This window comes from Mesorhizobium sp. M7A.F.Ca.US.014.04.1.1 (assembly GCF_003998745.1).
GTDB lineage: Bacteria > Pseudomonadota > Alphaproteobacteria > Rhizobiales > Rhizobiaceae > Mesorhizobium > Mesorhizobium ciceri.
On sequence record NZ_RZRW01000121.1, the window covers coordinates 1 to 12,385 of the forward strand.

General features: G+C 62.8%; 11 protein-coding genes and 1 pseudogene. 4 read left to right on the top strand and 8 right to left on the bottom strand.

The window, feature by feature from the left end; all coding sequences use genetic code 11:
* Both EOA22_RS11010 and EOA22_RS11015 read right to left on the bottom strand, forming a co-directional pair.
* Nucleotides 1–1,985, bottom strand: a 1,985-nt coding sequence (locus tag EOA22_RS11010) for an efflux RND transporter permease subunit (protein WP_164755359.1), incomplete at its 3' end; no start/stop codon positions are given.
* The gene (locus EOA22_RS11015; protein ID WP_024502614.1) at nucleotides 1,979–2,233 is read right to left on the bottom strand and encodes a hypothetical protein; all 255 of its coding nucleotides are present in this window, start codon (nucleotides 2,231–2,233) and stop codon (nucleotides 1,979–1,981) included. The genes EOA22_RS11015 and EOA22_RS11010, both read right to left, overlap by 7 nt.
* A gap of 241 nt (nucleotides 2,234–2,474) precedes the next feature.
* Here EOA22_RS11015 and EOA22_RS11020 point away from each other — a divergent pair, with 241 nt between their 5' ends.
* On the top strand, nucleotides 2,475–3,065 hold the full coding sequence (locus EOA22_RS11020) for a TetR/AcrR family transcriptional regulator (RefSeq protein WP_013532873.1): 591 nt from the start codon (nucleotides 2,475–2,477) through the stop codon (nucleotides 3,063–3,065).
* A gap of 330 nt (nucleotides 3,066–3,395) precedes the next feature.
* Here EOA22_RS11020 and EOA22_RS11035 read toward each other — a convergent pair whose 3' ends face one another.
* From EOA22_RS11035 to EOA22_RS11060, 6 genes are all read right to left on the bottom strand, one after another.
* Entirely contained in the window at nucleotides 3,396–4,418 is a 1,023-nt protein-coding gene (locus tag EOA22_RS11035) for a LacI family DNA-binding transcriptional regulator (RefSeq protein ID WP_063170185.1), read from the bottom strand.
* 135 nt (nucleotides 4,419–4,553) lie between these two features.
* On the bottom strand, nucleotides 4,554–5,345 hold the full coding sequence (locus tag EOA22_RS11040) for an ATP-binding cassette domain-containing protein (RefSeq protein WP_063167632.1): 792 nt from the start codon (nucleotides 5,343–5,345) through the stop codon (nucleotides 4,554–4,556).
* Nucleotides 5,346–5,348: 3 nt separating this feature from the next.
* The gene (locus EOA22_RS11045; RefSeq protein WP_013532869.1) at nucleotides 5,349–6,335 is read right to left on the bottom strand and encodes an ABC transporter permease; all 987 of its coding nucleotides are present in this window, start codon (nucleotides 6,333–6,335) and stop codon (nucleotides 5,349–5,351) included.
* 114 nt (nucleotides 6,336–6,449) lie between these two features.
* A complete protein-coding gene (locus EOA22_RS11050) occupies nucleotides 6,450–7,385 on the bottom strand; it encodes a substrate-binding domain-containing protein (protein WP_063167633.1) in 936 nt (311 codons plus the stop codon).
* Between the two features lie 321 nt (nucleotides 7,386–7,706).
* Nucleotides 7,707–8,252: a hypothetical protein gene (locus tag EOA22_RS11055; protein WP_064995104.1), complete on the bottom strand. Its 546-nt coding sequence runs from the start codon at nucleotides 8,250–8,252 to the stop codon at nucleotides 7,707–7,709.
* 76 nt (nucleotides 8,253–8,328) lie between these two features.
* Nucleotides 8,329–9,486 (bottom strand): fumarylacetoacetate hydrolase family protein, encoded by a 1,158-nt coding sequence (locus EOA22_RS11060; protein WP_063167634.1) that lies wholly within the window; start codon nucleotides 9,484–9,486, stop codon nucleotides 8,329–8,331.
* A 237-nt stretch (nucleotides 9,487–9,723) separates the two neighbouring features.
* Between EOA22_RS11060 and EOA22_RS11065 the strand changes: the two genes are divergently transcribed.
* From EOA22_RS11065 to EOA22_RS11075, 3 genes and pseudogenes are all read left to right on the top strand, one after another.
* A complete protein-coding gene (locus EOA22_RS11065) occupies nucleotides 9,724–11,004 on the top strand; it encodes an FAD-dependent oxidoreductase (RefSeq protein ID WP_063167635.1) in 1,281 nt (426 codons plus the stop codon).
* Between the two features lie 104 nt (nucleotides 11,005–11,108).
* Entirely contained in the window at nucleotides 11,109–11,993 is an 885-nt protein-coding gene (locus tag EOA22_RS11070; protein ID WP_063167636.1) for an ABC transporter permease, read from the top strand.
* Nucleotides 11,990–12,385, top strand: a pseudogene (locus tag EOA22_RS11075) (ABC transporter permease); the annotation flags it as partial. The gene EOA22_RS11070 and the pseudogene EOA22_RS11075, both read left to right, overlap by 4 nt.

Sequence of the window (12,385 nt, forward strand, 5' to 3'; positions counted from 1 at the left end):
TCGAAGCTCAGCGCGAAGGCTTCCGGGATCTGCATCAGCTTGCCGCGCACATCGGCGACGAGCTTCGATGCGCTCTGGTCGGGGCCCCGCTCCTCCCATGGCTTCAGGATGGCGAATTCGACCGCCGAATTCGATTGCGCGGCACTGGTCAGGAAGTTCAGGCCGCTGATCGAGCCGACGATGTCGACGCCGGGCGTCGCCTGCAGGATGTCGCGTGCCTTCTGCGCCACCGCGTCGGTGCGTTCCAGCGATGCGCCGTCGGGCAACTGGATGACGACGAAGAAATAGCCCTGGTCCTCGACCGGAAGGAAGGTCGAGGGCAGGCGCTGCCAGACGAAGTAGGTGGCGACCAGCCCCGCCGCGAACAGGCCGAGCATGATCCAGCGCAAACGGATGAGGATGCGCACACCATTGGCATAGGCGTGCGACAGCCTGTCGAAGCCGGTGTTGAACCAGCGGAACGGGGCGAACTGCGTTTCGCCGCGATGCCGCAGGAAGGCGGCACTGAGCGCGGGGCTCAGCGTCAGCGAGTTGAAGGCGGAGATGCCGACGGAGATCGCCACCGTCAGTGCGAACTGGTTGTAGAGCTTGCCGGAGACGCCGGGAATGAAGGCGACCGGCACGAACACCGCCATCAGCACCGCGGTGGTGGCGATGATCGGGCCGGTGACCTCGGTCATTGCGGCCTTGGTCGCCGCAAGCGGTTTGAGCCCGGCCTCCAGCTGTCGTTCGACATTCTCGACCACGACGATGGCGTCGTCGACGACGAGGCCGATCGCCAGCACCATGCCGAGCAGGGAGAGCATGTTGAGCGAGAAGCCGAGCATCTCCATGACGACCAGCGTCGCCACCAGCGACACCGGAATGGCGATGGTCGGGATGATCGTCGTGCGCCAGCTTTGCAGGAAGAGGAACACCACGGCGACGACCAGCACCAGCGCTTCGCCGAGCGTGATCAGCACGTCATGCATCGACGCCGAGACGAAACGGGTGGTGTCGTAGTGCATCGCATAGGACACGCCCTTCGGGAAACGGCCCGACAGCTCCTGCATCTTGTCCTTGACGCGCTGCTGCAGATCGAGCGCGTTGGAGCCGGGCATCTGGTAAACGGCAAGCACCACGGTCGGGTCTTTACCGAAGAAGGCAGACGACGAATATTGCAGCGCGCCGAGTTCGATGCGGGCGACGTCGCGCAGCCTGACCAGCGAGCCGGTATCGGTGTTGGCGCGCACGACGATGTCGCCGAATTCCTTGGGATCGCTCAAGCGGCCGACGGCGTTGACCTGCATCTCGAAGGCGGTGCCGGCGGGTGCCGGCGACTGGCCGATCTTGCCGGCCGCCACCTGGACGTTCTGTTCGGCGATGGCGTTTTGCACATCGACGGCGGTGATGCCGAGATTGGCGAGCTTGTCGGGATCGAGCCAGACGCGCATCGAATAGCGCCGCTCGCCGAAGATCTGCACGTCGCCGACGCCGGGCAGCCGCTTCAGCGGGTCGACCACCTGCAGATAGGCAAGGTTGCTCAGCGCCACCGGATCGACCGAACTGTCGGGCGAAGTCAGGTTGACGATCAGGACGAAGTTCGGATTCTGCTTCTTGATCGTCACGCCGCCCTGGTTGACGATCGCCGGCAGCGACGAGGCGGCCTGCGAGACGCGGTTCTGCACGTCGACGGCGGCGGTGCTCAGCGAATAGCCGACATCGAAGGTGATGGTGATGGTCGAGGAGCCGTCATTGGAACTCGTCGACGACATGTAGGTCATGCCCTGCACGCCGTTGATCTGCTGCTCCAGCGGCGTCGTCACCGTGTCGGCCACCACTTGTGCGCTGGCGCCCGGATAATGGGCGCTGACCACGACCTGCGGCGGCGTGATGTCGGGAAACTGCGAGACGGGCAGCAGGAAATAACAAATCGACCCGGCGAGCACCATGATGATGGCGATCGCCGAGGCGAAGATCGGACGGTGAATGAAAAAGTTTACCACGACACGCACGCCTCTCCGGCTGCTGTTGCCCGCCCGAAGGCGCTGGCAACCCTGGACAGCCTTTGGCCGCGCTTGTCACCGAGGCCGTCCCGCGAACGCAGCAACGGCACCTCGCCACGCTGCGTATCGGCGAGCGAGCGCAACATCGTCTCGAAGGCGCGCGGGTCGACGCCATCGGCTTTCATGACCAGCCGGATCATCGGATCCCGGACGGCTTCATCTATGGTAAGATCGCGGCGCTGTGGCATGGCCGGCTCCTTGTCTGTCGATTCGCAGCCCGTGCTCGCGAACCGTTTTCATCTCTTCACCGGCCGAGGCCGCATGATTGGCAGTTTCTCGCCCCTCTCGTCTGGCAGGGCCGTTCACGGCCTTGTTATTGACGGTGGACGATATAGGTGTTACCAGTAAGTAACATTCTGGAAGTTACAGACCGGTAACACCCTAGTCAAGAGGTGGCCGAGGGTTTTTTGGAAACGAAAGGAGATCATGATGGCAGACGGCATCGTGGAGCGCTCTCGTCCCCGGGATCGGATCCTGGAGACGGCACGCGACATGTTCCACAAGCATGGCATCAAGGGCGTCGGCGTCGACGCCATCACCGAAGCTGCCGGCACGAACAAGATGACGCTCTATCGTCACTTCGAATCCAAGGACGAACTGATCGTCGAATGCCTGCGCGCCAATGCGGCCAAGGCCGGCGCTATGTGGGAAGCATTCGAGGCCGAATTCCCTGGTGACAAGCTTGCCCAACTGCATGCCTGGGTTCGCAAGGCGGCTGCCATGCTCAATGCGGACGGCCGCGGCTGCGACATGGCCAACGCCGCCGCTGAGCTGACCGAGCCGGACCATCCGGCCAGGCTGGTGATCAAGGAGCTCAAGGAAGCCCAGCGCGCGCGCCTTGTGACGCTATGTCGGGATGCCGGCATTGGTCAGGCCGAACTGCTCGCCGATACGCTGTCGCTGTTGTTCGAGGGCGCGCGTGTCAGCGTGCAGACCGTGGGTACCGAAGGTCCGAGCACCCAGTTCGTGCGCATGGCCGAAGGGCTGATCGTTTCGTTCCGGGGCGCTGCCGCCGGTTGAGATTCGCCACGATTGTTGGCGGGTTACGGCTCTATGACGGAGGGCCGCGTACGCCGTTGACCCAGGCGGTATGGAAACTCCGGCGGCCAAACGAAAAAAGCCCGCTGCCGGGAGGAGGTGGCAGCGGGCTCGATTTTCGAATGTGGCGCGGGAGGAGGTGCACCCCATTCAGCGTCGGCATCGCATCTGGGAGGAGTAGATGGCCGACAACCAGAACCTACGAGTTGCCCAACGATTCGGCAACAAAGAAACTTGCATAGCTGCTGTGCAGATTTGCCGTGCCAATTATCATACAAATCCGGCAACAGGCATTTTTGCAGGCCGCCTGCTTCACTGCACCGGCACGTTTTCCCTGAAGATCAAGCGCGGTTCGATGAACTTGCGCGTCAGATAGGGTGCGGAGGAGGCAATCGAGCCGAGCAGGCGAATGACCGACTGCTCGGCGATCAGCCGCGCATTCTGGTCGATGACGACATCGGCGAGATCGTCGACGAGATGACCGCGCGTGTCCTTGGTCAGGTCGTGGCAGATGAACACCGGCTTGCGGTTCGGCCTGGCCTCGCGGATCGCCTTTGCAACGCCCGAATGTCCAGCTCCGACGCAATAGATGCCGAGCAACTCTGGCTCGTCGTGCAGTGCCTTCATGGTCTCGGTGTAGCTGGCATCGGGCTCGTCGTTGATCTCGACGGCGCTGCTGACGGTCAGATTGGGAAACTCCTCATTGAGCACCGAGCGGAAACCCATCTCGCGTTCCTCGTGGCCGCGATAGGAACGTGAGCCGACGACCATCGCCAGATGGCCGGTGCGGCCGCCAAGGAAGCGTCCCATCAGCAGCGCCGCCGTTCGTCCCGCCACCCGGTTGTCGATGCCGACATAGGCCGCGCGCGGTGCCGTCGGAACATCGGACACCAGCGTCACCACACGCATGCCGGCTTCGACGATGTCGCGCAGGATGTTGCGCGTACGCGGATGATCGACAGCGATCACGCCAACGCCATTGGCCCTGAGCGACAGGTTTTCGACAGCGCTCTGCAGCGCGTTCGGCGAGATACCGGCGAGATTGTGGATCCGGCACGAGGCGACAAGCGGCAGACGCGCGGCGTAGTCCTCGATATGCCCGGCGAGATCGCGCATGAAGGCATTGCTGCCGATCGGCAGCAGGAATTCGAGGTGGGCGGGCCGCGAGGGCAGCGTCACCTGATCGGCGACCGGCAGGTAGCCGAGTTGCTTGGCCGCCTCCATGACGCGCTGGCGGTTGGCCGCACTCGCGCCCGGCCGGTTGTTCAGCACCCTGTCGACCGTTGCGGTCGACAGCCCGCAATTGCGGGCGATATCCGAGACGGTGGCTTTCATGCCGCTACCCACAGCCCGCATTGCGGGCAATATCCGAGACGGTGGCTTTCATGCCGCTACCTATGCGCCCTGCGATGCCGCGCCAGACAAGCGATGCGATCTGAGGCAGCGGTGATTGCCGCCATCACCCGACAGTCAGTGCGACGGCTTGCCATCGGTGATGGCATCGCGGATTTCCTTGTCCGACATGCCGGTGATGATCCGCTCTACCTCCGCCACGCTGGTCGTCTTCGGGTCGATGTCGTCGGCGACCACCTTGCCCCGGCGCATGACGACGATGCGGTCGACCACCTGGAAGACATGGTGGATGTTGTGGGCGATGAAAATGCAGGAGTGACCGGAATCGCGGGCGCTGCGCACGAAACTCAGCACGCCCTGTGTTTCGGCGACGCCGAGATTGTTGGTCGGCTCGTCGAGGATGATCAGGTCGCTGTCGAAATGCATGGCGCGCGCGATCGCCACCGCCTGACGCTCGCCGCCGGAAAGCGAACCGATCGGCGTCGTCGGCGGGATGTTCTTCGTGATGCCGACCTGCTTGAGCAAATCGCGGGCAACCGTGTTCATCGCCTCCTGGTCCATCCGGTTGAGGAAGCGCGGCGGCTTGATCGGCTCGCGCCCGAGGAACAGATTGCGGGCGATCGACAGTTGCGTGACCAGTGCGGAGTCCTGGTAGATCGTCTCGATGCCATGGGCGATGGCGTCGCTGGTGCTGCGCAGGCTCACCTTCTTGCCACGGATGAAGATATCGCCGCTGGTCAGCGGAACGGCACCCGAAAGCACCTTGATCAGCGTCGACTTGCCGGCGCCATTGTCGCCAAGCAAGCCGACGATCTCCCGTTCATTGACATGGAAATTGGCATCCTCCAGCGCCTGCACGCGGCCGTAGGACTTGCGGATGTTCGTCATGCGGATCAGTGGCTCGGCCATGGTTCAAGTCCCCGCCTGATGCCGGCGTTCCAGCCATGAATGCAGTGCCATCATGCCGAGGATGATGGCACCGATGAAGATGTTATAGGCAAGACCAGGCACGCCGATCAGCACGATGCCGTTGCGCATCACACGCAGGATCAGGATGCCGAGCACGGTGCCGATGATCGTGCCGCGCCCGCCGGTAAGTGCGGTACCGCCGATCACCACCATGGCGATGACTTCCAACTCATAGCCGGTACCGCTGTTGGGGTTGGCGGCGGACGTGCGCAACGAAGAGATGACGCCGGCAAGCGAGGCCATGACCGACGACAGCACGAACAGGCCGATCTTGACCCCGCTGACATTGACGCCGCGCGCCCGCGCCGCGCTCGGGTTGCCGCCGGCCGCCTGGATCCAGTTGCCGGTGCGGCTTTGCGTCAGTACGTAGCCGAGCGCGATCGCCGCGGCGATGAACCAGAACAGTGACATGTAGATGCGGAACGGGCCGATGAAGAAGTCGCCGACCAGCGCTTCCGCCAGCCAACTGCCCTCCGCACTCCAGGTGCGCTGGGGAAAACCGTCGGTGACGAAAAGGGCGGTGCCGCGCACCACCAGCAGCATGCCGAGCGTCACCAGGAAGGATGGGATCTTGAGCTGCGTCACGAACCAGCCATTGACCAGCCCGATGAAGGCGGCGACCAGCAGCGCGGCGACAAAGCCGGCTTCGAGCGAGGTCAGGCCGCTGTTGAACAGGGTCCACATCAAGACCGGCGAGAAGCCGAACAGGGAGCCGACCGAGAGGTCGAACTCGCCGGACGTCATCAACAGCGTCATCGCCAGCGCGATCAGGCCGAGCTCGACCGTGAAAGCCAGCGTGTTGGAGATGTTCTGCGGCGACAGGAAGTCGTGGTTGAAACTCCAGAAAACGGCGATCTCGACGACGAGCAGCACGAAAGGGCCGAATTCCGGCCGTGCGATCAGGCGTGGGACGAGCGAATGATTTTCCACAGGCAATCCGCGACATGAGTGGAAGGCTGAGCGTTGCACATCGCGTGCGAAGGGCTCGGCGAAATGGAGAGCCAGTCGCGACCGTTGGGCGGCCGCGACTGTTGAGATTGGATGTTACTTGCCGGACAGGATGTCGTCGTAGATCTGCGCGGTGTCTTTTTCATAGAGCGCGCCGGTGATGACGTTGAAGCCCGGAGGAATGCCGCCGGCGGCCATATTGGCCAGCGAAAGCGCGACATAGCTGGTCGCCTGCGGGTCCTGCCACTGGCCGGCATTGACATAGCCGTTCAGCACTTCCTGGGTGGTGTCGAGCGAATTGCCCCAGCCGACGACCGGGATTTCGCCCGGCTTGATGCCGACCTGGTCGAACACCCGCTTGATCGAGCCGGTGACGAGGTCGCCTAGGCCGATGATCGCCTTGACCTTGGCCTTGTTCGCCGTGAGGTAGTCGACCATGCGGTTGATCACTTCAGCCTGATCAAGCGTCGCTTCCGTGATTTCATACGTGATGCCGAGCGGCTCGAAGACGCTCTTGATGCCTTCCTCTTCCTGCACGCCATAGGTGGCGCCGGGGATTTCGACCGGCATCCAGACGAAGTCGCCCTTCTTCACCAGGCCCTTGTCGACCAGATACTGTGCCCAATGCTTGCCGAAGGTGACATTGTCGCCGCCGACATAGGCGTTGAAATCGGCTTTCGGATCAGGCGTGTTGAAATTGATGATCGGCACTTTCGCCGCACGCGCTTCCTTGACGATCTCGATCAGGCTGCCCGGATCGGGGCTCGTGGTGACGATGCCATCGGCCTTGGCGGAGAGGGCGGCGCGAACCGCTTCCTGCTGCGAGGCGACATCGCCGTTGTGGAACGAGGTGTTGACCGTGTTGCCGGTGTCCTTGGCCCACTGCTTGGCGCCGGCCAGGAAGTAGGTCCAGACCGGATCGGCCGGACCGCCATGCGAAATCCAGTAGAACGTCTTGGCCTGTGCCGCTGCTGGTACCACCATCAGCGCCACCAACAGGCCGTATAGAACGCGTCTTAGCCGTGTCAGCATTTGATTTCCTCCCGTTTGTAGATCGTCAGTTCAAAATCCGTCCCTTGTTTTGCGTCTTTTGCCAGCGCCGATCGGATGCGTCAGAGCATCCCCTTTTTCGACGGATGGCAAGCCTCCATCTGCCAGGCCTCCATCTGCAGGTGTAGTGGGCGCCTGACGGGGCGTCATCAGCCGTCCCATCAGATTGCATCAGTTGAGGTGATTTTCCGACTGTCGGATAATTGGTGTCGAGGCTAGCCGAGCAGATAGTCCTCGTCATGGTCGGCGCGCAGGTTGCTCCACAGCCGATCGGCCGCCAGGCGAGCAAGGCGATTTGTTCCGTTAGGTATCCGACAAATGCAGATGCTCGGGCACTCGCAGCATTTCGGCATTGGTGAGTCTTCCGCTGGTGAACTCTAGTCGGAGCCCCTCGCAGTATCCGATGGCTTCTCCCTCGATAGGACGTTTGCTGGCCATCAGGAACGCGACAACGCCGAGATCGATGATCCCACCGTGCGTCACCAATAAGCCCGTCGCTTCGTTGGGAACTCGGGCAGCTATGCTCGTCCACAGTCGCACTTGGGTGTTAGCAAATGCAATGCAGTCTACGTCCGATCGGAGTACACGTTCTACCTCCGCCAACGGGCTCGGCCACGAGATCGTTTCGAGTATATTTTTGGGAAGAATTCCAAGTTCGGCAATCAACTCATTTACTTCGAAACCCATCGCAATTGCGGTTTCGATTGCCCGTGGAATTTCGCTTGTGACAACAAGTTCATAAGAGTCAGCCCCTTGGGCTACAAACCGCGCTAGTTCGATTCCTTCTCGAGAAAGGTGCGCGCCAGGCTTGCGCCTCATGGTGTGCCGGCGAACATCAAGTATCGTCATTGGATTCCAGTCCGACGAGGTCACGAGTAATAAGGCGCCAACATTGCGTTGATGGTGGCCCTGGGCCAAGGCTTGGCTAAATAAGATCGGCCTTCGCCAGCTCCCGCATCAGATGGCTGGCGCCGTAGGTCCAGTGCGGGCAGTCTGGCGACAGCTGCACGCGGTTGACCAGCGCGCCGAATTTTTCCGACGAGATGGTGACGATGTCGCCGACCTTGTGGGTAAAACCCTTGCCCTTCTCGCCGCGATCCTTGGACGGAACGAACATGGTGCCGAGATAGAGCGCCAGCCCGTCCGGATACTGGTGGTGCGGCCCCATGGCCGCGGCGACCAGTTCCTCCGGCGAGCGGCTGATCTCGGCCATCGAGCTTGCGCCCTCCAGCGAGAACCCGTCCTCGCCCTCGACTTTCAGGCGCACGACGGCACGCTTGACGTCATCGATGGAGAATTTCTCGTCGAACAGGCGGATGAAGGGGCCAAGTGAGGCCGAGGCATTGTTATCCTTGGCCTTGCCGAGCAGCAGCGCCGAACGCCCTTCGACGTCGCGCAGATTGACGTCGTTGCCGATAGTGGCGCCGACGATCCTGCCGCTGGAGGCGGCGATCATGGCGATCTCGGGTTCCGGATTGTTCCAGGTCGACACCGGGTGCAGCCCGACATCGGCGCCGAAGCCCACCGAGGCCATCGGCTGGCACTTGGTGAAGATCTCGGCATCGGGGCCGATGCCCACTTCCAGATATTGCGACCAGGCGCCGCGCGAAATCAGCTTGGCCTTGATCTCCATCGCTTCGGGCGAACCGGGCTTCAGCTTCGACAGGTCGTGGCCGATCAGTCCGGCAATGTCGGCGCGGATGGCATCGGCTTTTTCAGCCGAACCACGCGCCTGTTCCTCGATCACCCGTTCCAGCAGGCTGACGACGAAGGTGACGCCCGATGCCTTGACCGCCTGCAGGTCGACCGGGGAGAGCAGGTAGGGTTTTGCTGGATCGCGCCCGGTTTCAAAACTGTTGGCGGCGATGTCATCGAGCGAACCGATCGGTCTGCCTTCGGCCGAGCGGACATGCCCAGCCGGGTCGGCCATCTCGCAAAGGTCGCGCATGGTCGGTGCCGTACGCGAGGTGATGTCGAAGACCGTGCCATCGCGAACCGTGACGACCAGCGGGTATGCAGCACCGCTGCTTCTGGCGCGTCCGACAAAAAGGCCCTCGCTGGGCAGGTGGGTCGGGTTCGTCATGGCGCTCTGTCCTCTTAGTGATCGGCAATGTGGTGAAGTGATCGACAATGTGGGCTAGCCGGATCGGCGTGGCACTTTCACCGGATTCCCGTCAAAGGTCTATCCCGTCGCAGGCGATCGGAACTCTGGGTCTCCGGTCGTCTCGGCGGCAGTCCACAGGCGAAAGCCATGGTGCTCTTTCAAAATTGTGAAATTCTGACTAGGATTTTCACCAATCGCAGCGCATTCAGGTGACCCTTGGCGACAGCATTCTCCGATCCCATCTGGCGCAGGCCGCAGGCAGCTTCCACGTTTCAATCGCTTCCCAATGGCGAACGGGTCGATCTCGCCATCATTGGCGGTGGCATCATGGGCTTGTCGACTGCCTTGCATGCCGCCCGGCTTGGCCTGTCGGTGCAGGTGCTGGACGCCGGCGAGATCGGCCAGGGCGCATCAGGCTTGAATGGCGGCCAGGTCATTCCCGGCCTGAAATACGATCCGGAATGGTTGCTGGAGCATTTTGGCCCGGAGCGCGGCGAGGCGCTTGTCAATTTCGCGGCGTCGACCGCCAACGCGGTGTTCGAGCTGATCCGCGACGAGAATCTGGCGGTGCCGTTCGTTCGAAATGGCTGGATCCAGGCGGCGCACACCGAGGCCGCGCTGAAGGCGGCGACGAACCGCGACCGGCAATGGCACGCGCGCGGTGCCGACGTCCGGTTGCTGAACGCAGCGGAGACCGCAGCCAGGACTGGCGCACAGGGTTATCTCGGCGGCTGGCTCGACCGCCGCGCCGGTGTGATCGATCCGCTCGCCTACACGTCTGAACTTGCCCGGGTCGGGACCGCGACTGGCGTGAGGATAGCAGAGCGCCAAAGGGTCGTGCGGCTCGCCAATGCCGCCGGTGTTTGGCGTATTTTGATCGAAAATGGCCTGGAATTGCAGGCAAAGGCGGTCGTGCTGGCGACAAACGCCTATACGGACGGTCTGATCCCCGGTCTCGCCCAGACGATCGTGCCGCTGCATTCCTTTCAGATCGCCACAGCGCCGCTGCCGTCCAATCTGGCGGCCACGATCCTGCCGGAAGGGCAGGCGGTGTCGGACTCCAGGCGCATCCTCGTCTACTACCGCAAGAGCGCCGACGGCCGGCTGGTGCTTGGCGGACGGGGCCGCATGGCGCTGCCGACGAGCGCCGGCGACTGGGCGCATCTCGAGCGTGCGCTGGTACGGCTCTATCCCTCGCTGTCCGGCGTTCCCATCGAGAAGCGCTGGTTCGGCCGGGTTGCGATGACGCCGGACCACCTGCCGCACATCCACGAGCCGGAGAAAGGCCTGCTCGCCGTGGTCGGCTGCCAGGGTCGTGGTGTCGGCCTGATGACTGCGCTTGGCGAGCGCATCGCCGGCTACCTCCAAAGTGGCGACGCCAGGCAATTGCCTTTCCCGGTCTCGCCGATCCGGCCGATCCCGTTTCACGCCTTCCGCCAGGTCGGCGTCGCCGCGACCATCGCCTGGTATCGCCTGCTCGATGCGTTGGAGCGCTGACCAGGGCGCTTTATCTCCTTGGAGTTCCGTTAGGGGATTCTGCTTGACAGTTTCATGGATATGAAAAACTCTAGGCCAATTTCAAATTTCCAATAGGCAGGTCGATGTCGACCCTAGTTGCAACATCAGCGCCAGAGGCCCGGTCTTCCCAGGGCTTCCGGGTCGCCATGCTGCTGCCGGGCGCGCTGGTCACCTTCCTGCTGATCCTGTTTGCGCTTGGCCTCGTGCTTTTCCTCGCCTTCCGCGGCAATGACGGTTCGCTGCTCGGCGCCGGTTTCACCGTCGCGAACTTCGTCACCGTGGTGTCCGATCCGCTGTACTGGACGGTGACGCTGCGCTCGCTGATCATTGCCGCTCTGGTCACGCTGGCGACGGTCGTCACTGCCTATCCCGTCGCCTACTACCTTGCCTTCCATACCGGCCGGCGGCGCGGCCTGCTGCTGTTCCTGGTGACGCTGCCGTTCTGGACCAGCTATCTCCTGCGCGTCTTCGCCTGGAAGATCGTGCTCGCCTACAATGGCGTTTTGAACTCGGCGCTGATCGAAAGCGGCATCTGGTCCGAGCCGACATTGGCCTTTCTCAACACGCCGGCCGCCGTCGTCGTCACGCTGGCGCACGCCTATGCGCCTTTCGCCATCCTGCCGATCTACGTGGCGCTGGACACCATCCCGAAATCGCTGATCGAGGCCGCTTCCGATCTCGGCGCGCGGCCATTCACCTCTTTCCGCCGGATCGTGCTGCCCAATTCGATGCCGGGCGTGCTGGCGGCAGCCCTCGTCGTCTTCGTGCCGACGGTCGGCGACTATGTCACGCCGGCGCTCGTCGGCGGCCCGGCCAGCACCATGATCGGCACGCTGATCCAGGCGCAATTCGGCAAGGCCAATGACTGGCCGTTTGGCGCAGCACTCTCCGTCGCCGTCATGCTGGTCATCCTGTGCGTGGTGCTGGTCGCGCGCTTCGCCGACCGCAGATTTGGCAGCCGCACATGAGCACTGCACGCACGCACGGAGGTGGCCGCTGGCTCGGCATGTATATCGCCGCCTATCTGGTCTTTCTCTATCTGCCGGTGCTGCTGATCCCGCTGTTTTCCTTCAACAACTCGATCCAGGCAGCGTTTCCGCTGCAAGGTTTTACCTTGCAATGGTACGCGACGCTGTTCGGCAATTCGGCGCTGACCGGTGCACTCTTGAACAGCCTCGCCATCGGCGCCTTCGCCGCCACGGGTGCGACGCTGTGCGGCATAACCGTATCCTACATGGACCTCTACGGCCGCTCGCCGCTGGCCGCCACCATCAGCGCCATCGCAAGGCTGCCGATCCTGATCCCGGGCGTCATCGTCGGCATATCGCTGCTGATCCTCATCAACCTCGTTGGTCTGGGG

Bases quoted from the DNA above. Each gene is read 5' to 3' on its own strand.
- EOA22_RS11015 (WP_024502614.1), bottom strand. From the start codon at position 2,233: ATGCCACAGCGCCGCGATCTTACCATAGATGAAGCCGTCCGGGATCCG.
- EOA22_RS11020 (WP_013532873.1), top strand. From the start codon at position 2,475: ATGGCAGACGGCATCGTGGAGCGCTCTCGTCCCCGGGATCGGATCCTG.
- EOA22_RS11035 (WP_063170185.1), bottom strand. From the start codon at position 4,418: ATGAAAGCCACCGTCTCGGATATCGCCCGCAATTGCGGGCTGTCGACC.
- EOA22_RS11040 (WP_063167632.1), bottom strand. From the start codon at position 5,345: ATGGCCGAGCCACTGATCCGCATGACGAACATCCGCAAGTCCTACGGC.
- EOA22_RS11050 (WP_063167633.1), bottom strand. From the start codon at position 7,385: ATGCTGACACGGCTAAGACGCGTTCTATACGGCCTGTTGGTGGCGCTG.
- EOA22_RS11055 (WP_064995104.1), bottom strand. From the start codon at position 8,252: ATGACGATACTTGATGTTCGCCGGCACACCATGAGGCGCAAGCCTGGC.
- EOA22_RS11060 (WP_063167634.1), bottom strand. From the start codon at position 9,486: ATGACGAACCCGACCCACCTGCCCAGCGAGGGCCTTTTTGTCGGACGC.
- EOA22_RS11070 (WP_063167636.1), top strand. From the start codon at position 11,109: ATGTCGACCCTAGTTGCAACATCAGCGCCAGAGGCCCGGTCTTCCCAG.